The sequence below is a fragment of the Paraburkholderia sabiae genome (assembly GCF_030412785.1).
Taxonomy (GTDB): domain Bacteria; phylum Pseudomonadota; class Gammaproteobacteria; order Burkholderiales; family Burkholderiaceae; genus Paraburkholderia; species Paraburkholderia sabiae.
This window is the reverse complement of the sequence record NZ_CP125295.1, coordinates 5,345,261-5,366,035: the sequence shown is the minus strand read 5'-3', so window position 1 is coordinate 5,366,035 and position 20,775 is coordinate 5,345,261. Positions and strand designations below refer to the sequence as shown.

Here is a 20,775-nt window from a genome sequence, read left to right as displayed (position 1 = left end):
CATGACCGCAATCCAAAACTTCTTCAAGACCTTCTTTCTGACCGAGCTGCTCAAGGGCCTCGCGCTGACGGGACGCTACACGTTCCAGCGCAAGATCACCGTGCAGTTCCCGGAAGAGAAGACGCCGATCTCGCCGCGTTTCCGTGGCCTGCATGCGCTGCGCCGCTATGAAAACGGCGAAGAACGCTGCATCGCGTGCAAGCTGTGCGAAGCAGTGTGCCCGGCGCTCGCCATCACGATCGAATCGGAAACGCGCGCGGACAACACGCGCCGCACGACGCGCTACGACATCGACCTGACCAAGTGCATCTTCTGCGGTTTTTGCGAAGAGAGCTGCCCGGTCGACTCGATCGTCGAAACGCACATCCTCGAATATCACGGCGAAAAGCGCGGCGACCTGTACTTCACGAAGGACATGCTGCTCGCAGTCGGCGACCGCTACGAAGCGGAAATCGCTGCGAACAAGGCAGCGGACGCGCCGTATCGCTAGTTCGGGCGATACAGCAGTTCGACGCCGCGCGGTCCGACAGGCATGAGACCGCGCGGCGCAGCCAGACCGCTCTGGCGCAGCGTCAAGTCATGCAGCAAGCACAGCAGTGCAATGCAGAAACGACGCGCGTCAAAGCACCAAGCCTGACGATGGCCTAACGATGAATCGGTAATCATGGACTTCACGACCGTACTGTTCTACATCTTCGCGCTACTCCTGACGGTGTCAGGGCTGAAGGTGATCACTTCGCGCAACCCGGTGTCGTCCGCGTTGTTCCTCGTGCTCGCGTTCTTCAACGCGGCCGCGATCTGGATGCTGCTGCAGGCCGAATTCCTCGCGATCCTGCTGGTGCTGGTGTATGTCGGCGCGGTGATGGTGCTGTTCCTGTTCGTCGTGATGATGCTGGACATCAATCTCGACGTGCTGCGACGCGACTTCAAGCGCTTCGTTCCGATGGCGACCGTGGTGGGCGCGATCATCGTGATCGAAACGGCGCTGATCCTGTGGCACGGCTACGGCGCAACGGTTCAACCCGTGCGTGACACGACGGCTGCCGTCGCGGGCGCCGCCGACTGGTCGAACACGCGCCTGATCGGCAAGATCATTTACACCGACTACATCTTCGCGTTCGAAGTCGCCGGCCTCGTGCTGCTCGTCGCGATCATCGCAGCGATTGCGCTGACCACGCGTCACGGCAAGGACAGCAAGCGCCAGCGCGTGTCGGATCAGGTCAAGGTGCGCCGCGAAGACCGCGTGCGTGTGGTCAAGATGGCGTCTGAGAAAGAGCATCTGGCCGAACCTGAAGCCATTACCGGCGACTCGGGCGCCGGCAAGAACAGCTGAGCTCAGGAGGAGAAAAATATGTTGTCACTTGCCCATTACCTCGTGCTCGGCGCGATTCTGTTCGCGATCAGCATCGTTGGCATATTCCTGAACCGTCGCAACGTCATCATCATCCTGATGGCAATCGAATTAATGCTGCTGGCGGTCAACACGAACTTCGTCGCGTTCTCGCATTATCTCGGCGATGTGCATGGCCAGATCTTCGTCTTCTTCGTGCTGACGGTTGCAGCAGCAGAAGCGGCGATCGGTCTTGCAATTCTGGTGACCCTGTTCCGTAGCCTCGACACGATCAATGTCGAGGATCTCGATCAGCTCAAAGGTTAACTTCAGGCACAGGCTGTTATGTCAACGACACTCAATGAAAACCTGTTGCTGGCGGTTGCGCTTGCACCGCTGGCCGGCTCGCTGATCGCGGGGCTGTTCGGCAATGCGATCGGGCGTGCCGGTGCGCACTCGGTCACGATCCTCGGCGTTGCGATTTCGTTCGTTCTTTCGTGCATCGTGTTCCTCGACGTGCTGCACGGCGGCAGCTTCAACGCCACCGTCTACGAATGGATGACGGTCGGCAAGGTGAAGTTCGAAGTCGGCTTCCTCGTCGACACGCTGACCGCGATGATGATGTGCGTCGTGACCTTCGTGTCGCTGATGGTGCACGTCTACACGATCGGCTACATGGCCGACGAAGAAACGGGCTACCAGCGCTTCTTCTCGTACATCTCGCTGTTCACGTTCTCGATGCTGATGCTCGTGATGAGCAACAACTTCCTGCAGCTGTTCTTCGGCTGGGAAGCGGTGGGTCTCGTGTCGTACCTGCTGATCGGCTTCTACTTCAAGCGTGAAAGCGCGATCTACGCGAACATGAAGGCGTTCCTCGTCAACCGCGTGGGCGACTTCGGCTTCATTCTCGGCATCGGCCTGATCCTCGCGTACGGCGGCTCGATGAACTACGGCGACGTGTTCGCGAAGAGCCACGAACTGGCGTCGCTGTCGTTCCCGGGCACCGACTGGGGCCTGCTGACGGTCGCGTGTATTTGCCTGTTCATCGGCGCGATGGGTAAGTCGGCGCAGTTCCCGCTGCACGTGTGGCTGCCCGATTCGATGGAAGGCCCGACGCCGATCTCCGCACTGATTCACGCGGCAACGATGGTGACGGCCGGCATCTTCATGGTGACGCGCATGTCGCCGCTGTTCGAACTGTCGGACTCGGCGCTGTCGTTCATCACGGTGATCGGCGCGATCACGGCGCTGTTCATGGGCTTCCTCGGCATCGTGCAGAACGACATCAAGCGTGTTGTCGCTTACTCCACACTCTCGCAGCTCGGTTACATGACGGTTGCGCTCGGCGTGTCGGCTTATCCGGTCGCCGTGTTCCACCTGATGACGCACGCGTTCTTCAAGGCGCTGCTGTTCCTCGGCGCGGGTTCGGTGATCATCGGCATGCACCACGATCAGGACATGCGCAACATGGGCGGCCTGCGCAAGTACATGCCGATCACGTGGATCACGTCGCTGATCGGTTCGCTGGCACTGATCGGTACGCCGTTCTTCTCGGGCTTCTACTCGAAAGACTCGATCATCGATGCCGTGAAGCTGTCGCATCTGCCGGGTTCGGGCTTCGCGTACTTCGCGGTCGTCGCGAGCGTGTTCGTGACGGCGCTGTACTCGTTCCGCATGTACTTCATGGTGTTCCACGGCGAAGAGCGCTTCCGTGGTCCGAAGCATCCCGACTCGCCGATGGGCGCCGAAGCGGCTGCGCATGGTCATAGCCACGGTCACGACGACCACGGCCACGGTCATGACGATCACCACGCTCACGAGCCGCACGAAACGCCGTGGGTCGTCTGGTTGCCGCTGGTTCTGCTGGCCATTCCGTCGATCGTGATCGGCGCGATCGCCATCGGTCCGATGCTGTACGGCGATTTCTTCCAGCACGGCGTGGCGTTCGAGAAGGTCATCTTCATCGGCGAAAACCATCCGGCGCTGCACGAGATGGCTGAAGAATTCCAGGGTTGGGCCTCGATGGGCCTGCACGCTGCGTCGGGCCTGCCTGTGTGGCTGGCGCTGGCAGGTGTGGTGGTGTCGTGGTTCCTGTACCTGAAGCGTCCGGATCTGCCCGCCGTGATCAAGCGTGGTTTCGGTCCGATCTACACGCTGCTGGATAACAAGTACTACATGGACAAGATCAACGAAGTCGTGTTCGCACGCGGCGCTGTGGCTATCGGCCGCGGCCTGTGGAAAGAAGGCGACGTCGTGGTCATTGACGGCATTGTCAACGGAAGCGCGCGCTTTATCGGCTGGTTTGCGAGCGTGATCCGTTTCCTGCAATCGGGTTATATCTACCACTACGCATTCGCCATGATCATCGGCATGCTGGGGCTCTTGACCCTGTTTGTAACGCTAGGCGGCAAATAAGAACAGGCTGGAGACACTTCTCATGCACACGACGTTTCCGATTCTGAGTATCGCGATCTGGATGCCGATAATTTTCGGCCTGGTGGTTCTGGCCATCGGTTCAGATCGCAATCCCGGTCCGGCGCGATGGATTGCGCTGATCGGGTCGGTGTTGAGTTTCATCGTGACGATTCCGCTTATCACGGACTTCGACACGAGTACGGCAGCATTGCAGTTCGAAGAAAAGGCTAACTGGATCGAGCGCTTCAACATCACGTATCACCTCGGCATCGACGGTATCGCCATGTGGTTCGTCGTGTTGACGGCGCTGATCACGGTGATCGTCGTGATCGCCGCGTGGGAAGTGATCACGAAGAACGTCGGCCAGTATCTGGCGGCGTTCCTGATCCTGTCGGGCATCATGGTCGGCGTGTTCAGCGCAGCCGACGGCATGCTGTTCTACGTGTTCTTCGAAGCGACGCTGATTCCGATGTACATCATCATCGGCGTGTGGGGCGGGGCGAACCGCGTGTACGCGGCATTCAAGTTCTTCCTCTACACGCTGATGGGCTCGCTGCTGATGCTGGTCGGCCTGCTGTATCTGTACACGCAGACGGGCACGTTCGATCTGGCCGCATGGCATGCCGCGAAGCTCTCGATGACGCCGCAGGTGCTGCTCTTTATAGCGTTCTTCCTTGCGTTCGCCGTCAAGGTGCCGATGTGGCCTGTCCACACATGGCTGCCGGACGCGCACGTGGAAGCGCCGACGGGCGGCTCGGTCGTGCTGGCCGCGATCATGCTGAAGCTCGGCGCGTATGGTTTCCTGCGCTTCTCGCTGCCCATCGCGCCGGATGCGAGCCATCTGCTCGCGCCCGTCGTGATCACGCTGTCGCTTGTCGCCGTGGTCTACATCGGCCTCGTCGCGATGGTGCAGGCGGACATGAAGAAGCTGGTCGCGTATTCGTCGATCGCGCACATGGGCTTCGTCACGCTCGGCTTCTTCATCTTCAACCAGCTGGGCGCGGAAGGCGCGATCGTGCAGATGATCTCGCACGGCTTCGTGTCGGGCGCGATGTTCCTTTGCATCGGCGTGCTGTATGACCGCATGCACTCGCGTCAGATCGCCGATTACGGCGGCGTCGTCAACACGATGCCGAAGTTCGCGGCGCTCGTGATGCTGTTCTCGATGGCGAACTGCGGCCTGCCGGGCACGTCGGGTTTCGTCGGCGAGTTCATGGTGATTCTGGCCGCTGTCCAGTACAACTTCTGGATCGCGTTCGGCGCGGCCGTGACGCTGATTCTCGGCGCGGCCTATACGTTGTGGATGTACAAGCGCGTGTACTTCGGCGCGGTTGTCAACGATCACGTGAAGAGCCTCGTCGACATCAACCGTCGCGAGTTCTTCATGCTGGCAGTCCTCGCGTTGTTGACGCTGTACATGGGCATCTATCCGAAGCCCTTTACCGAAGTAATGCACGTGTCGGTGGAAAATCTCCTGTCCCACGTTGCGCAGTCGAAGCTGCCGCTACCGCAGTAATGCGAAGCGGAGGAATTTAAAGATCATGCAAAACGCACCTATGACCGCCTTGTTACCCGACGCGCTGGTGATGGCCGCTATCGTCGTCGCGTGGCTCATCGACACGTTCGTTGGCCCGAACAGCCGCCGCACGACGTATTTCATCGCGCTGATTTCCACGGTCGTGGCCGGCATCTGGTTCGCCATCGATGCCTTCACAGCGGGCGCCGGGCCGCAGTATTTCTTCTCGCGCATGTACGTGGTGGATCCCTTCGCCAGCGTGATGAAGGCGGTCGTGTCGCTGGGCTACGCGATTTCGATCGTGTACTCGCGCAAGTATCTGGAAGACCGCGGCCTCTACGAAGGCAACTTCTTCCTGCTCGGCATGTTCTCGCTGCTCGGCCAGCTCGTGATGATCTCGGGCAACAACTTCCTGACGCTGTATCTCGGTCTGGAACTGATGTCGCTGTCGCTCTACGCCGTCATCGCGCTGCGCCGTGAAAACGCGCCGTCGAACGAAGCCGCGATGAAGTACTACGTGCTTGGCGCGCTGGCTTCGGGCTTCCTGCTCTACGGCATCTCGATGCTGTACGGCGCGACGGGTTCGCTCGAACTGAACGAAGTGCTGAAGGCGGTCGCGTCGGGACGCATCAACGACGTCGTGCTGCTGTTCGGCGTGATCTTCATCGTCGCGGGTATCGCGTTCAAGATGGGCGCCGTGCCGTTCCACATGTGGGTGCCTGACGTGTATCAGGGCGCACCGACTGCGATGACGCTGATCGTCGGCGGTGGTCCGAAGGTCGCCGCGTTCGCGTGGGGTCTGCGCTTCCTGGTGATGGGCCTGCTGCCGCTCGCCGTCGACTGGCAGGAAATGCTGGTCATTCTGGCCGCGCTGTCGCTGATCGTCGGCAACATCACGGGTATCGTCCAGCGCAACATCAAGCGGATGCTCGCTTACTCGGCGATCTCGAACATGGGCTTCGTGCTGCTCGGCCTGCTGGCCGGTGTGGTCGACGGCAAGACGGGCGCAGCGGCAAGCGCGTACGGCTCGGCGATGTTCTACAGCATCGTCTATCTGCTGACGACGCTCGGCTCGTTCGGTGTCGTGATGCTGCTCGCGCGCCGCGAGTTCGAAGCCGAATCGATCGACGACTTCAAGGGCCTCAATCAACGCAGCCCCGTGTTCGCGTTCGTGATGATGGTGATGATGTTCTCGCTCGCCGGCATCCCGCCGACGGTCGGCTTCTACGCGAAGCTTGCCGTGCTCGAAGCGACGATGAACGCCGGTCTCACGTGGCTCGCCGTGCTGGCTGTGATCACGTCGCTGTTCGGCGCGTTCTACTACCTGCGCATCGTCAAGGTGATGTACTTCGACGATCCCGTCGACACGACGCCGATCGCCGGCGACGCCTGCAAGCGCACGCTGCTCGCGCTCAACGGCGTGGCCGTGCTGGTGCTCGGCATCGTTCCGGGCCCGTTGATGTCGATCTGTCTCAACGCTATTTCGCATACCCTGCCGCTGTAATGTCGGCAGCGGGGTGGTTCATCGTGCTGTTGGCGCTCGTGGGCGCCAACGTACCGTTCCTGAACCAGCGCGTGTTCGGTGTCGTGCCTGTGCGGGCCGCCCGGAAAAGCGCGTGGATCAGGATCGGTGAACTGATCGTGCTGTATTTCATCGTCGGCGCACTCGGCTTCATGCTCGAAGCGCGCGCCGGCAACCGCTTCGAGCAAGGCTGGCAGTTCTACGCGATCACGTTCAGCCTGTTCATCGTTTTCGCCTTCCCGGGCTTCACGTTTCAATATCTCGTCAAACGGCGCTGACGGTTCCGGCCGTCGCGTCCTTTGCTGCAAAGAGGTCGCATATGGCAGAACTTCCCGATCACGACGCTGCACTCAAAGAGACCTGCATCACGAGCGAAGTCGCATATCAAGGGCCGTTCATGACGGTCAAATGCGACACGGTGCGACTGCCCGACGGCAAGCACGCAACGCGCGAGTACGTCAAACATCCCGGCGCGGTGATGGTGATTCCGCTCTTCGACGACGGCCGCGTGCTGATGGAAACGCAGTATCGCTACGCGATGGGCAAGGTGATGTACGAGTACCCCGCGGGCAAGCTCGATCCGGACGAAGATTCGCTGACGTGCGCGAAGCGCGAGCTGCTCGAGGAAACGGGTTACACGGCGCGCGAGTACGTCTACCTGACGCGCGTTCATCCCATCATTTCCTACTCGACCGAATTCATCGACATCTACGTCGCACGCGGTCTGACACCGGGCGAGCGCAAGCTCGACGACGGCGAGTTTCTCGAGACGTTCATTGCGAAAGTGTCGGACGTGGCCGAGTGGATCCGCATGGGCCAGTTGAGCGACGTGAAGACGATCATCGGTACGTTCTGGCTGGAGAAGCTGCTGTCGGGCGCATGGCCGGAGAACGCGCCGGAAGCAGGCTGAGGCGCGCAACGCGATTTTCGTCGTCGAACTTAAAACGGCAGCCTCGCGCTGCCGTTTTTCGTTTGTGAAGCTTGCCGCTCTATGGCCATTCTACCGTCGGCGCGTCGTGAGCCGACGCGCTAGAATGGCTGATTCCCGTTCGCCGACGTGCTGCTGCCCTTTACAAAAAGGCGCATACATTTTAACGAACGACCGTTCACAAAATGTCATTTTTGCGCTACACTCGTACGCAAGCCCTGATTCCACATGAAGGTCCTCGATCTACAGTGTCCGCATGATCATCGGTTCGAAGGCTGGTTCGCTTCGTCCGATGACTTCGAATCGCAGTTGTCCCGCAAGCTGGTCGAATGTCCAATTTGCGGTGCAACGGAAGTGAGCCGTTTGCCGTCGGCGCCGCGCCTGAATCTGTCCGGTGCGACGAGCGCGTCGAACGCTTCGAAGGAGAAGGCAGCTGCGGAGATTGGCGAACTGCAGGCGCACATGATGCGTGCAGTGCGCGAGGTGCTGGAAAAGACGGAGAACGTGGGCGACCGCTTCGCCGAGGAAGCGCGGCGCATTCATTACAACGAAGCGCCCGCTCGCAGCATCCGGGGTGTCACCACGCCGGAAGACGCACGAGCCCTCGTCGAAGAAGGCATCGATGTGATGCCGCTGCCTGTGCCCGCCGCACTGAAAGAGCCGCTGCAATAAGCCATTGCTTGCAGTGCTCCTGGCGGCGCAAGGCCGCGGCCAGGAGACACTGCGCATGGATCTGAATTATTCCCCCGCCGACGACGCATTCCGCGCCGACATTCGCGCCTGGCTCGAAGCCAATCTGCCGGACGCGTTACGCAACAAAGTTCTCAACCACAAACGTCTGAATCGCGACGACTACGCGAGCTGGCACAAGCTGCTCGGTAAGCGCGGCTGGTCGGTGACCGCATGGCCCGTCGAATTCGGCGGACCGGGCTGGAACGCGACACAGCGCCATATCTGGGACGAAGAGTGCGCCGACGTCGGCGCGCCAGGCGTGTTGCCGTTCGGTGTATCGATGGTCGCGCCCGTGCTGATGAAATACGGCAGCGAAGCGCAGAAACGTCACTATCTGCCGCGCATTCTCGACGGCACCGACTGGTGGTGCCAGGGCTATTCGGAGCCGGGCTCGGGTTCGGACTTGGCGTCGCTGCGCACGCGTGCCGAACGTGTCGGCGATCACTATGTCGTCAATGGCCAGAAGACCTGGACGACGCTCGGCCAGCACGCCGACATGATGTTCTGTCTCGTGCGCACCGACAGCGGCGCGAAAAAGCAGGAGGGCATTTCGTTCCTGCTGATCGACATGAAGACGCCGGGCATCACCGTGCGGCCCATCATCACGCTCGATGAGGATCACGAAGTCAACGAAGTGTTCTTCGAAGACGTGAAGGTGCCCGTCGAGAACCTCGTCGGCGATGAGAACCGTGGCTGGACGTACGCGAAATATCTGCTCGGCCACGAGCGCACGGGCATCGCGCGCGTCGGGCAGTCGAAGCGTGAACTCGTGTTCCTCAAGCAACTCGCGCTGAATCAGAAGAAGAACGGCAAGCCCTTGCTGCTCGATCCGCTGTTCGCCGCGAAAGTCGCGAACCTCGAAATCGAACTGATGGCGCTCGAAGTGACGGTGCAACGCGTGGTCGCGAATGAAGCGGGCGGGCGCGGGCCGGGACCGGAAGCGTCGATGCTGAAGATCAAGGGCACGGAAGTGCAGCAAGGCCTGACCGAGTTGATGTTCGAAGCGGTCGGCCCGCTCGCTGCGCCGTTCGACGTGCCGTTCCTCGAAGGCGAACGCGCGCACAGCATTGCGGGCGACGACGATGCCGCTCCGCTTGCCGCGTACTACTTCAACTACCGCAAGACGTCGATCTACGGCGGCTCGAACGAAATTCAAAAGAACATCATCGCGCAGATGATTCTCGGACTGTGAGGAGCGGCGCATGAACTTCAATTTCACCGACGAACAACAGCAATTCGCGGACGCGCTGCGCCGCTATCTCGACAAGCATTACGGCTTCGAAGCGCGGCAGGCGATCGTGCGCTCGGATGCGGGCATATCGAAAGAGCACGGTTCGGCCTTTGCCGAACTCGGCCTGACTGCGTTGCCTGTACCGGAAGCGCGGGGCGGCTTCAACGGCGGCACCGTCGATATGCTGGTCGTCATGCAGGAACTGGGGCGTGCGCTCGTCGTCGAGCCGTACTGGGCGACGGCCGTCGGCATCGAGGCGCTGAAGCTGTCCGGCACGGGCGAGGGCGACGATGCCGCGTTGCTCGAACGCGCGGCGCAAGGCGAGATCAGACTGGCTGTGGCATTTCACGAACCGGACGCGCGCTACGACCTGTTTTCGATCGACACGACGGCAACACGTCAGGGCGACGGCTATACGTTGAGCGGCACGAAATCGGTCGTGCAGCACGGCGCACAGGCTGATTTCTGGATCGTGCCCGCGCGCCTCGATGGCGAAGTCGCGCTCTTCGTCGTAACACGCGATGCAGCCAACACGCAGATCACCGACTACCGGACCATCGACGGCCAGCGTGCCGCGACGCTCGCATTCAACGCGACGCCCGCGCGCAAGCTCAACGGCAAACATGCGGGCGCTGCGGCGCTGGAGCATATCGCCGACTACGGCATCGTGCTGCTGTGCTCGGAGGCGATCGGCGCACTCGACGCCTTGAATCACGCGACCGTCGAGTACACGAAGACGCGTCAGCAGTTCGGCGTGCCGATCGCGCGTTTCCAGGCGCTGCAGCACCGGATGGTCGAGATGCTGATTCACGCGGAGCAGGCGCGTTCCGCGACCTATCTTGCGGCCGTGCGCTATAGCAGCATCGACGCCGACGAGCGCCGACGCGCGGTGTCGGCGGCGAAAGTGCGGGTGGGGCAGGCGGCGCGCTTCGTCGGCCAGCAGGCGGTGCAGTTGCACGGCGGCATGGGCGTGACGAACGAGGTTGCCGCCGCACATCTGTTCAAGCGTCTCGCTATCATCGAAACCACGCTCGGCGACGTCGATCATCACCTTGCGCGCTTTGCTGCGCTGCCGGGATTCGCGACGGCCGACGCCTGAGCGTCCGCCAACACATGCATACGAGGTGAAAGATGGGTTTGAGCTACGAGGATATGGAAGTCGGCACGACGTATGAAGTCGGCTCGCACACGTTCACGCGCAACGAGGTCGTCCAGTTTGCCGAGCAGTTCGACCCGCAGCCGTTCCACGTGAGCGATGCGGGCGCGGCCGCGTCGCCGTACGGCACCTTGATCGCGAGCGGCTGGCACACGTGCTCGGTGATGATGGGCATGCTCGTGCGCAACTCGCTGGCGGGATCGACGTCGATGGGGTCGCCCGGCATCGACGATCTGCGCTGGCTCAAGCCGGTGCGTGTCGGCGACACGATCCGCATGACCAACAGCGTGCTCGACAAACGCGTGTCGGCGAGCAAGCCGGATCGCGGCATCGTGTCGACGGAATGGCGGGGTTTCAATCAGCACGGCGAACTGGTGATCACCGTGCGTTCGAGGGCGATCTTCGGGCTGCGCAATCCGGGAGCGGCCGCATGACGCCCGAGCTGACGCTCGGCTCGGCAGATGATGTGCGTGCGCTCGTCGGCGAGTCGCCGCGCATGAGCGAGTGGGTTGAGATCGATCAGGCGAGCGTCGACCGCTTTGCGGTGGCGACGGGCGATCATCAATGGATCCACGTCGATCCTGAACGCGCAAAGCGCGAGTCGCCGTTTGGCGGACCGATCGCGCATGGTTTTCTGACGCTGTCGCTGATCCCGGCGCTGCTCATCGAGACGTTCCGTTTCGAGCAGCGCATGGGCGTCAACTACGGGCTCAATCGCGTGCGTTTTACGGCGCCGGTGCCCGTCGGCTCGCAATTGCGCGCGAGCTTCGGCGTCGCGAGCGTGACGGACGTCGAAGCAGGCGGCGTGCAGATCGCGTGGAATGTGACGCTCGAACGGCAGGGCAGCGAGCGGCCCGTGTGTGTCGCCGAGTTCATTACGCGGCACTATTTCTAGGCACGCTCGCCGCGATGCAGACGCTCAGTGCTTTGCGTACTGCGTCGCGCCGAACAGCATTTCTTTGGCCTTGTCGTCCATGAGCGGCACGCGCGCCGACGCCAGCACTTCGACGCCGCGTTGCACCGCGGGGCGCGCGGCGATTTCTTCGTGCCAGCGCTTCACGTTCGGGAAGTCGTCGATCTGCAAGCCCTGGTTTTGCCATGAGCGGGTCCATGGGAACGTCGCGATGTCGGCGATCGTATAGTCGTTGCCTGCCAGATAGCGCGTCTTGCCGAGTTGCGTATCCATCACGCCGTAAAGGCGTTTTGCTTCGTTCGTGTAGCGGTTGATCGCGTATTCGATCGGCTGCGGCGCGTAGACGCGGAAGTGGTGTGTCTGACCGAGCATCGGGCCGACGCCGCCCATCTGAAACATTAGCCATTGCAGCGTCTCGTAACGTGCTGCCGGGTCGGTGGGCAGGAATTTGCCCGTTTTCTCGGCGAGGTAGAGCAGGATTGCGCCTGACTCGAACAGGGCGAATGGTGCACCGTCTGCGCGTTTCGGGCCGTCATCGTCGACGATCGCAGGGATTTTGTTGTTCGGGCTGATCGCCAGGAATTCTTTGGTGAACTGGTCGCCTGCGCCGATGTTGATCGGGTGGGCTTTGTATTCGAGGCCCGTTTCCTCGAGCATGATGTGGATTTTGTGGCCGTTCGGGGTGGCCCAGCTGTAGATGTCGATCATCGATGGCTCCTGTTCCAGGGTTTTTTTGTCTGCGACGCTAGTCGCCATGCTTTTTGCTTTTTTGGTTTTTGTCTTTTTGCTGGCATCCGCGGTTTCGTATCGGTTTGCTAGCGTCGCCCCTGTGCGGGGCGGCACCTACTTTTCTTTGCAGCGGCAAAGAAAAGTAGGCAAAAGAAAGCCGCTTTTGTACCTCCGGTGCCCGCCAGGATAGCGCTTCAGCATGCCGCAGTTGAGCCGTCGCGCAGCGACGTCCGCACTCCGTAGAAAGCCCGCAGTCAACCGCGCACAGCGCGAAAACCCTCACACAGTCTGGAGCACATAACGCCGCAATCAGACCGACGGCAAACACACAAAAACAAGCTGACCGAATGTGCCCCAGGTGGATGTCATCTTTCGCGCCGCGCGCGCCTGACTGCGGGCTTTCTACGGAGTGTTGGCGTGGCTGCGCGACGGCTCAAAGAAAGTCCGCCGTGCCGTTATCGTGCCCGGCACCGGAGGTACAAAAGCGGCTTTCTTTTGCCTACTTTTCTTTGCCGCTGCAAAGAAAAGTAGGTGCCGCCCCGCACAGGGGCAACGCCTGAAGCACCGAAACGAACTCGCGGACGCCAGCGACAAAAAAAACCATCGCAGACAAACAAAAAAAATTACACCACAGTTCCCCAAACCCCGCTGACGCCCTGCCAACCAAAAACGGCAGCGCCAAAAAATTCAACCAGCCTGCTGCTGGGCATACTTGCCAAGCTCAATCTTGGCAATAGCATTGCGATGAACCTCATCGGGCCCATCAGCAAACCGCAGCCACCGCGCGGTGGTATATGCATAGGCAAGAGGAAAATCGTCACTCATCCCAGCCGCGCCATGCGCCTGAATAGCCCAATCAATCACAGTGCAAGCCATATTAGGCGCCACAACCTTGATCATCGCGATCTCACCGCGAGCGCCCTTGTTCCCGACGGTGTCCATCATGTACGCGGTCTTGAGCGTCAACAACCGCGCCTGCTCGATCAAGCAACGCGCTTCGGCAATCCGCTCCTGCGTGACCGTCTGCGCGGCAATCGGTTTGCCGAACGCAACCCGCTGCAAGGCACGCTTCGACATCAATTCGAGCGCACGCTCAGCCAGCCCGATCAACCGCATGCAATGATGAATCCTCCCCGGCCCCAATCGCCCCTGCGCGATTTCAAACCCACGCCCCTCACCGAGCAGCATGTTCGCGGCCGGCACGCGCACATCGTCGAGCGTGATCTCCATGTGGCCGTGCGGCGCGTCGTCATAACCGAACACCGTCAGCGGTCGATGCACGGTCACGCCCGCGGCGTCGGCCGGCACGAGAATCATCGATTGCTGCTGATGACGCGGCGCGTCCGGGTCGGTCTTGCCCATCACGATCAGCAGCTTGCAGCGCGGATCGCCCGCACCCGACGACCACCACTTGTGGCCGTTGATCACGTATGAATCGCCGTCGCGCACGATGCTCGTCTGGATGTTCGTCGCATCCGATGAAGCGACTTCCGGCTCCGTCATCAGAAATGCCGAACGGATCTGACCTTGCAGCAGCGGCTCCAGCCACTCGCGCTTGTTCTCGTCGCTGCCGTAGCGCTCGATGGTTTCCATGTTGCCCGTGTCAGGCGCGCTGCAGTTGAAGACCTCGGGCGCCCAAGGCACGCGGCCCATGATTTCGCAAAGGGGCGCGTACTCGAGATTCGTCAGGCCCGCGCCGCGCTCCGAGTCGGGCAGAAACAGATTCCATAGACCGGCATCGCGCGCCTGCTGCTTCAGGCTTTCCATCAGTTCTGTCGGCACCCACGCATTGCCCGCCTGACGGTTGCGCGCCACTTCAGCGGCAAACGCCTGTTCATTCGGATAGATGTGCTCGTCGAAGAAAGCGAGCAGCTTGTCGCGCAGTGCCTGAACTTTCGGGGTGTAGTCGAAATTCATCTTGCCCTCGTGGATGACGTGAAATCCGTGCTACCGGTTGATGCGCGGCACCGCCTGTTCAACGCACTTTCTGCGCGTAGCGCCACGCGAGTTCTGCCATCGGGCGAGCGCGGCGTCCTGCGTCGAGCGCCTGTTCGCTCGCTGCCGTGCCGTCGACGACGCGCTTCATGATCCCTTGCAGGATCGCCGCGATTCGGAACATGTTGTACGCGAGATAGAAGTTCCAGTCGCCGCGTATCGTCAGGCCGGTGCGCTCGCAATAGCGTTGCACGTACTGTGCCTCGTCGGGAATGCCGAGCGCGGCCCAGTCGAGACCCGCGATGCCGCGAAACTGCGCGGGATCGACGTGCCACGCCATGCAGTGATACGCGAAGTCGGCGAGAGGATCGCCGAGCGTCGACAGTTCCCAGTCGAGCACGGCGAGCACGCGCGGTTCATGCGGATGAAAGATCAGGTTGTCGAGCCGGTAATCGCCGTGCACGACGGAAGGGCGCGCGTTCGTGTCGGCGGGCATATGCTGCGGCAGCCATTCGATCAGACGATGCATCGCGTCGATCGGCTCCGTCTCCGACGCCTGATACTGCTTGCTCCATCTGCCGATCTGCCGCGCGAAATAATTGCCCGGCTTGCCGTAATCGGCGAGCCCGGCCTTGCCGACATCGACGGTATGCAGCGCGGCGATCACGCGATTCATCTCGTCATAGATCGCGCCGCGCTGCGCGGGCGTCATGCCGGGCAGAGACTGATCCCAAAGCACGCGGCCCTGCACGAACTCCATCACATAGAACGCGCGCCCGATCACGCTTTCGTCTTCGCACAGCGCGAGCATCGTCGCGACGGGCACGTCGGTGTCGCGCAGCGCATGCATCACGCGATACTCGCGTTCGATTGCATGCGCGGACGGCAGCAGTTTCGCGGACGGCCCGGGCTTCGCGCGCATCACATAGGAACGCGTCGGCGTGATCAGCTTGAACGTGGGATTCGACTGGCCGCCTGCGAACTGTTCGAGCGTCAACGGCCCGGCAAATCCGTCGACATGTTGCGCGAGCCACGCCGACAGCGCATCGATGTCGATGCGTTGCCGTTCGCTGACGGGACGCGTGCCTTCGAAGGCTGAATAATCGGTTTGCGTCGTCGATCCGGCTGGTGTCGCGTCGTGCGGCATGTCTCCTCCGTGGATGATCGAATGATCGACTGCTAGCTGCGCCTGCTCTGGATGAATTGCGCGTACAGCATTTCCATCGACGTATTGCGCACGTCGCGATGCAGCGGTGAAGGCGGCGAATGATTGATGAGCCGCACGACCCAGTCGCGCGGCGCCGCGCCGACGTCGAGTGCGTTGATGCAGCCCGTCGCCTGCGCGAGATGGCCGAAGAACGTGCGGCCACCCGCCGTGATCGCGTGCGAGAGAATCGCGCGATTGACGCCGCCGTGCAGCACGAGCAGCGCGACGTCCCACGATTCGTCTTCGCGCAGCGCCGTGAGCGCGGGCAGCACGCGATCGAACAATGCGCCGATCGTTTCGCCGCCGAGAAACTGCATGTCCTCCGCGACGATGCCGTCGAACCCGGCGAGAAAAGTCGCTTCGAGATCGGCGGCGGGAATCGAGCCTGGCTTGCCGCCGCGGATTTCTTCCCAGGCGGGTTCGATATCGATGGCGACTTCCGCGCTCATTTGCGCCAGCACGCGCTGCGCCGTTTCGACCGTGCGCGGCAAGCCGCTCGCGATCACGCGATCGAAGCGCACGTTCTGTTCGGCGAAAGCGCTGCCCGCGGCATCGGCCTGTGCGCGGCCGTTGTCGTTGAGCGGCACGCGCTCCGGGTCGATCGTCTTGCCGGACGTATCGAAGTACGTGACGTCGCCGTGCCGCATCAGATAGATGCGGCGGCGTTTCGGCAGCTGATAACCCGGCGTGCTCATTTGTAGTTGGGCGCGCGCTTTTCGAGGAACGCCGTGATGCCTTCGAGCCCGTCGCGATGATGCAGCGACGCGACGAAGCTGTCGCGCTCCGCGACGAGATGATCGGGCAGCGACTGTTCGCCCGCAGCCGCAATCAGGCCTTTGATGCGCGCCTTCGCATTCGGTGACACCTTGCCGAGATCGTCAGCCCACGTGATGGCCGCATCGCGCGCGGCGCCCGGTTTCGCGAGCCGGTTGACGACGCCGAGTTCGTGCAGACGCGGTGCGCCGATCGGCTTGCCTTCGATCAGCACTTCCGTCGCGATCTGACGCGGCAATACGCGTGCGAGGAACCACGAGCCGCCGCCGTCGGGCGTTAGACCGACGCGTGCATACGACATCACGAACTTCGCGTCGTCGGCGGCGACGATCAGGTCGCATGCGAGCGCGAGCGAAAAGCCCGCGCCTGCCGCTGCGCCTTCGACGGCCGCGATCACCGGCTTCGACGACGCCTGCAACGCGGCAATCCATTCGCCGAGCAGATCGATGCTTTGGGCCTGCACGGACGGATCTTTCGCGCGATTTTCGAGCAGACGGTTCAGATTGCCGCCCGCGCAAAAGAAGTTGTCGGCGCCCGTGATGACGATCGCGCCAATCGACGTGTCGCGTTCGGCCGTGTTCATCGCTTCGATGCCGGCCGCGTACATGTCCGGGTGCATCGCGTTGCGCGCGCCCGGATTCGAGAGGGTGAGCACGAGCGTCGATTCGCTTTCGGTCGGGCGGGAGGCGAGCAGTTCGGCGGCCATTACGCTTGCTCCTTATCGTTGTAATCGTTGTTGTCGGCGGCATCGCGTTGCGTGAGCGACATGCCGAGTTGTGCGCGGCGCGCGAGCCACGGTGAAGGACGATAGCGCGGATCGCCGAGCACGCTGAACATGTTGCGCAGAATGGTGAGGATGGTTTGTGCGCCGAGCGCGTCGCCGAGTGCGAGCGGTCCGCGCGGATAGCCGAGGCCGAGCGTCACGGCGAGATCGATATCTTCCGGCGACGCGATCTGACGTTGCGCAATGTCGCAGCCGATGTTGACGATTGTCGCGACTACACGCTGCGCGACAAAGCCCGTCGAATCGCGGATCACGGTGACGGGCACGCCGTCGTGCGCGAAGAGGGCGTGCGCGGTATCGCGTGCGGCGCGCGTCGTCGCGGGCGTGGTCATCAGCGTGCGGCGCTGCGCGTCGACGAGCGGAAAGAGCGTATCGATCGCGACGACGCGGCTTGCGTCCAGACCTTCGTCGACGGCAGCCGTCGTTGTGTCGAAGCCGAGCGGCGTGACGACGATCAAAGAATCGGCGGCGGGCGACGCGCCTTCGTCGACGGCGACGCCGGCCTTCGCGATCAGCGCGAGCACGGCATCGCGTGCACCGGGCACGCGCGCGCTGACCCAGACGCGCTTCGGAAGCTCAACAGGTGCAGGAAGTTCAGCAGGCGCTTGCTGCTTGCCGTCGACATACACATAAAAACCTTCGCCCGCCTTGCGCCCGATCAGACCACCCGCGAGCCGCGTGCCCGTGATCGGCGACGGCGTGAAGCGCGGCTCTTCGTAGAACTGGTGATAGATCGATTCCATCACGGGATGCGACACGTCGAGCGCGGTCAGGTCGAGCAGTTCGAACGGTCCGAGCCGGAAGCCCGCCTGCTCGCGCATGATGCGGTCGATGTCGACGAAACTCGCGACGCCTTCATCTGCGCAGCGCAAGCCTTCCGTGTTCATGCCACGGCCCGCGTGATTCACGATGAAGCCGGGCATGTCCTTTGCGCGCACGGGCGTGTGACCCATGCGGCGCGCGAGATCCATCAGCGCGTTGCCGGCGGCGGGATCGCTGCGCAAGCCGTCGATCACTTCGACGACCTTCATCAGCGGCACCGGGTTGAAGAAGTGATAGCCGAGCACGCGCGACGGGTCCGTGCACGCGGCGGCGATTGCCGTGATCGACAGCGACGACGTGTTCGAAGCCAGAATGCAGTCCTCGCCGACGATGCCTTCCAGCTCCTTGAAGAGCGCGCGCTTCACGTCGAGCTTTTCGACGATCGCTTCGACGACGAGATCGCAGTCCTTGAGTCCGTCGATCGCGTTGGCACCCGTCACGCACGCGAGCGCCGCGAGCGACCGCGAGCTGTCGAGCTTGCCTTTGGCGACGAGCTTCGAGAACGTGTCGGACAGATAGTCGCGCGCGGCGCCGATCGCGGCGGGGTTCGTGTCGTAGAGCCTGACGTTGAGGCCCGCGAGCGCGGCGATCTGCGCGATGCCGCGCCCCATCGCACCCGTGCCGACGATGCCGACAGTCTCGATGTTGTACTGGCGAGAGGTGTTCGATGACATGATGTGACTCACTCCATGATTATTCTAAAATAGTACGTCCGTTTCAAAGCCGCGCCGAACTGTCGTACTGGCAACGCGCGCTAAAACGGCAAGCGTCTTTCGACAACCATCCGCAGGAGACACCGGATGATCAAGCTGCATGGTTTTGCGCTGTCCAACTATTACAACAAAGTCAAGTTCGCGCTGCTCGAATTCGGCATTCCGTTTGAGGAAGTGTCCGTGCAGCCGAGCCAGGACGAGACGTTTCTCGAACATTCGCCGCTCGGCAAGGTGCCGTTCATCGTGACGGAGCAGGGCAGTCTGTGCGAGTCGCAAGCGATCATCGAATATCTCGCCGCTGCTTATCCCGACAAGGCGATCTTCTCGCGCGATCCGTGGGAAGCGGCGAAGGAACGCGAACTGATGACGTTCGTCGACGTGCATCTCGAACTGACCGCGCGCAATCTGTACAAGCAGGCGTTCTTTGGCGGCACGATCACCGACGCCACCAAAGGACGCACCGAGAAACTTCTGATCCATCACATTCGCGGCTTCAGGCGGCTCGCGTCGTTCACGCCGTATCTGCGCGGCGAGCGCTTCAGCGTTGCGGATGTCGCGGGCTTCGTGAGTCTGCCGCTCGTCGGCATGGCGACACAGGCCATTTACGGACGCGATTTTCTGCTCGATGTCGGTATCGACTGGAAGCCGTACGTGAAGGCGCTCAATGCGCGCCCGGCCGCGCAGCGCGTGACGGACGACCGCAAGGCGTATATGGACGCGCAAAAGAAGAAGTGAGCGGGCGGGGTGCCGATGTGCCTGCACGTTCGGCACACAAGCGCCGCAATGCTTCGCGCGCGATGGCGAAGAACCTCGGTTCGTTCGCAGCATCGCGCGCGCCATATCAGAGACGCGCCAGCCGTTCGAGCGCGGTGGCGAGCGTGTCCTCTTTCTTCGCGAAGCAGAAGCGCACGACGCCCGATTCATGCGGCTCGTGATAGAACGCCGACACGGGAATGGCGGCCACGCCGATTTCGCCCGTCAGCCATTGCGCGAATTCGGCTTCGGGCATGTCGCTGATGGCCGAATAGTCGACGCACTGGAAGTATGTGCCCGTGCACGGCAGCAGCTTGAAGCGCGATTGCGCAAGACCGGCTCGGAAGAAGTCGCGCTTCTTCTGATAGAACGCGGACAGATTCAGATACGGCGCGGGATCCTGCATGTAATGCGCGAGGCCCAGTTGCATCGGCGTGTTGACCGTGAACACGTTGAACTGATGGACCTTGCGGAATTCGGCCATCAACGGAGCGGGCGCGGCCACATAGCCGACCTTCCAGCCCGTCACGTGATACGTCTTACCGAAGCTCGACACGACGAAGCTGCGCTGCGCGAGTTCCGGATAGCGCGCAACGCTTTCGTGCGGCGCGCCGTCGTAGACCATGTGTTCATACACTTCGTCGGACAGGATCAGAACATTCGTACCGCGCACGATGTCTTCGAGCTTCTGCATGTCCTCGGCGCGCCAGACGGTGCCCGTCGGGTTATGCGGCGTGTTAATCAGGATCATGCGTGTCTTCGGCGTGATCGCAGCGGCGAGCTTGTCGAACGGAATCGCGTAGTCGGGCGCGTCGAGCGTGACGAACACGGGCTTGCCGCCCGCCAGTTCGATCGATGGCAGATAGCTGTCGTAGGTCGGTTCGACGACGATCACTTCATCGCCGGGATGAACGGCGCACAAGATCGCCGTCAGAAGCGCCTGCGTCGCGCCCGCCGTCACCGTGATTTCCGTCGTAGCGTCGTAGCGGCGGCCGTACAGGTTTGAGATCTTCTCGGAGATGGCCTGACGCAGCGGCGCGACGCCTGCCATCGGCGGGTACTGGTTGTGACCCTCGCGCATCGCGTTGGACACGGCATCGACGATACGCGGATCGCAATCGAAATCCGGAAAGCCCTGGCCCAGATTGACCGCGTTCTTTTCGACAGCGAGCGCGCTCATCACGGTGAAGATCGTCGTGCCGACATTCGGCAGACGGGACGGGAACGAAGGAGTCGTGGTGGTCATAGGCGTGGTCGTCGGATCGTGCGGTGCGTTCATGTCGATTGTAGGGAAAAACGGCTCGGCGGTTGTGCG

General features: G+C 62.0%; 21 protein-coding genes. 14 read left to right on the top strand and 7 right to left on the bottom strand.

Going from position 1 to position 20,775, the window contains the following annotated elements; all coding sequences use genetic code 11:
* The first annotated feature begins 1 nt into the window (after position 1).
* The 13 genes from nuoI to QEN71_RS24050 all read left to right on the top strand — a co-directional run bounded on the left by nuoI (position 2) and on the right by QEN71_RS24050 (position 11,725).
* A complete protein-coding gene (gene nuoI, locus QEN71_RS24110; RefSeq protein ID WP_012401389.1) occupies positions 2-490 on the top strand; it encodes an NADH-quinone oxidoreductase subunit NuoI in 489 nt (162 codons plus the stop codon).
* A 174-nt stretch (positions 491-664) separates the two neighbouring features.
* Positions 665-1,333, top strand: a complete 669-nt coding sequence (locus tag QEN71_RS24105) for an NADH-quinone oxidoreductase subunit J (protein ID WP_201654242.1) — start codon at positions 665-667, stop codon at positions 1,331-1,333.
* Positions 1,334-1,351: 18 nt separating this feature from the next.
* A complete protein-coding gene (gene nuoK / locus QEN71_RS24100) occupies positions 1,352-1,657 on the top strand; it encodes an NADH-quinone oxidoreductase subunit NuoK (protein ID WP_007588140.1) in 306 nt (101 codons plus the stop codon).
* A gap of 18 nt (positions 1,658-1,675) precedes the next feature.
* Positions 1,676-3,745 carry an NADH-quinone oxidoreductase subunit L gene (gene nuoL, locus QEN71_RS24095; protein WP_201654245.1) on the top strand — a complete coding sequence of 690 codons (2,070 nt, stop codon included), beginning with the start codon at positions 1,676-1,678 and terminating at the stop codon, positions 3,743-3,745.
* Positions 3,746-3,767: 22 nt separating this feature from the next.
* On the top strand, positions 3,768-5,261 hold the full coding sequence (locus QEN71_RS24090) for an NADH-quinone oxidoreductase subunit M (protein ID WP_201654248.1): 1,494 nt from the start codon (positions 3,768-3,770) through the stop codon (positions 5,259-5,261).
* Between the two features lie 25 nt (positions 5,262-5,286).
* Positions 5,287-6,765, top strand: coding sequence for an NADH-quinone oxidoreductase subunit NuoN (gene nuoN / locus QEN71_RS24085; protein ID WP_201654251.1), 1,479 nt, complete (start codon positions 5,287-5,289; stop codon positions 6,763-6,765).
* Positions 6,765-7,061 carry a DUF2818 family protein gene (locus tag QEN71_RS24080; RefSeq protein ID WP_201654254.1) on the top strand — a complete coding sequence of 99 codons (297 nt, stop codon included), beginning with the start codon at positions 6,765-6,767 and terminating at the stop codon, positions 7,059-7,061. Before nuoN ends, QEN71_RS24080 begins: the two co-directional genes overlap by 1 nt.
* Positions 7,062-7,102: 41 nt before the next feature.
* On the top strand, positions 7,103-7,693 hold the full coding sequence (locus QEN71_RS24075; protein WP_201654257.1) for an NUDIX domain-containing protein: 591 nt from the start codon (positions 7,103-7,105) through the stop codon (positions 7,691-7,693).
* Between the two features lie 246 nt (positions 7,694-7,939).
* The gene (locus QEN71_RS24070) at positions 7,940-8,383 is read left to right on the top strand and encodes a DUF1178 family protein (RefSeq protein WP_201654260.1); all 444 of its coding nucleotides are present in this window, start codon (positions 7,940-7,942) and stop codon (positions 8,381-8,383) included.
* A gap of 55 nt (positions 8,384-8,438) precedes the next feature.
* Entirely contained in the window at positions 8,439-9,635 is a 1,197-nt protein-coding gene (locus QEN71_RS24065) for an acyl-CoA dehydrogenase family protein (RefSeq protein ID WP_201654263.1), read from the top strand.
* Positions 9,636-9,645: 10 nt separating this feature from the next.
* On the top strand, positions 9,646-10,773 hold the full coding sequence (locus QEN71_RS24060) for an acyl-CoA dehydrogenase family protein (RefSeq protein ID WP_201654266.1): 1,128 nt from the start codon (positions 9,646-9,648) through the stop codon (positions 10,771-10,773).
* A gap of 32 nt (positions 10,774-10,805) precedes the next feature.
* Complete coding sequence (locus tag QEN71_RS24055) at positions 10,806-11,264, top strand: MaoC family dehydratase (protein ID WP_201654269.1); 459 nt, start codon at positions 10,806-10,808, stop codon at positions 11,262-11,264.
* Positions 11,261-11,725, top strand: a complete 465-nt coding sequence (locus QEN71_RS24050; RefSeq protein WP_201654272.1) for a MaoC family dehydratase — start codon at positions 11,261-11,263, stop codon at positions 11,723-11,725. Before QEN71_RS24055 ends, QEN71_RS24050 begins: the two co-directional genes overlap by 4 nt.
* A gap of 24 nt (positions 11,726-11,749) precedes the next feature.
* On the opposite strand, the gene QEN71_RS24045 is transcribed toward QEN71_RS24050, so the two are convergent.
* From QEN71_RS24045 to QEN71_RS24020, 6 genes are all read right to left on the bottom strand, one after another.
* On the bottom strand, positions 11,750-12,451 hold the full coding sequence (locus QEN71_RS24045) for a glutathione binding-like protein (protein WP_201654344.1): 702 nt from the start codon (positions 12,449-12,451) through the stop codon (positions 11,750-11,752).
* A 708-nt stretch (positions 12,452-13,159) separates the two neighbouring features.
* Positions 13,160-14,389, bottom strand: coding sequence for an acyl-CoA dehydrogenase family protein (locus tag QEN71_RS24040; protein WP_201654275.1), 1,230 nt, complete (start codon positions 14,387-14,389; stop codon positions 13,160-13,162).
* Positions 14,390-14,447: 58 nt separating this feature from the next.
* Positions 14,448-15,554, bottom strand: coding sequence for a phosphotransferase (locus tag QEN71_RS24035; protein ID WP_201654278.1), 1,107 nt, complete (start codon positions 15,552-15,554; stop codon positions 14,448-14,450).
* Positions 15,555-15,586: 32 nt separating this feature from the next.
* On the bottom strand, positions 15,587-16,309 hold the full coding sequence (locus QEN71_RS24030; protein WP_201654281.1) for a histidine phosphatase family protein: 723 nt from the start codon (positions 16,307-16,309) through the stop codon (positions 15,587-15,589).
* Positions 16,306-17,094, bottom strand: a complete 789-nt coding sequence (locus tag QEN71_RS24025; RefSeq protein ID WP_201654284.1) for an oxepin-CoA hydrolase, alternative type — start codon at positions 17,092-17,094, stop codon at positions 16,306-16,308. Before QEN71_RS24025 ends, QEN71_RS24030 begins: the two co-directional genes overlap by 4 nt.
* On the bottom strand, positions 17,094-18,668 hold the full coding sequence (locus QEN71_RS24020) for a 3-hydroxyacyl-CoA dehydrogenase (RefSeq protein WP_201654287.1): 1,575 nt from the start codon (positions 18,666-18,668) through the stop codon (positions 17,094-17,096). The genes QEN71_RS24025 and QEN71_RS24020 overlap by 1 nt, the downstream gene beginning before the upstream one ends.
* Before the next feature lie 126 nt (positions 18,669-18,794).
* On the opposite strand from QEN71_RS24020, the gene QEN71_RS24015 reads away from it, so the two are divergent.
* The gene (locus QEN71_RS24015) at positions 18,795-19,442 is read left to right on the top strand and encodes a glutathione S-transferase family protein (protein WP_201654291.1); all 648 of its coding nucleotides are present in this window, start codon (positions 18,795-18,797) and stop codon (positions 19,440-19,442) included.
* A 106-nt stretch (positions 19,443-19,548) separates the two neighbouring features.
* On the opposite strand, the gene QEN71_RS24010 is transcribed toward QEN71_RS24015, so the two are convergent.
* Positions 19,549-20,739 carry a pyridoxal phosphate-dependent aminotransferase gene (locus tag QEN71_RS24010; protein ID WP_201654294.1) on the bottom strand — a complete coding sequence of 397 codons (1,191 nt, stop codon included), beginning with the start codon at positions 20,737-20,739 and terminating at the stop codon, positions 19,549-19,551.
* Positions 20,740-20,775: the final 36 nt, after the last annotated feature.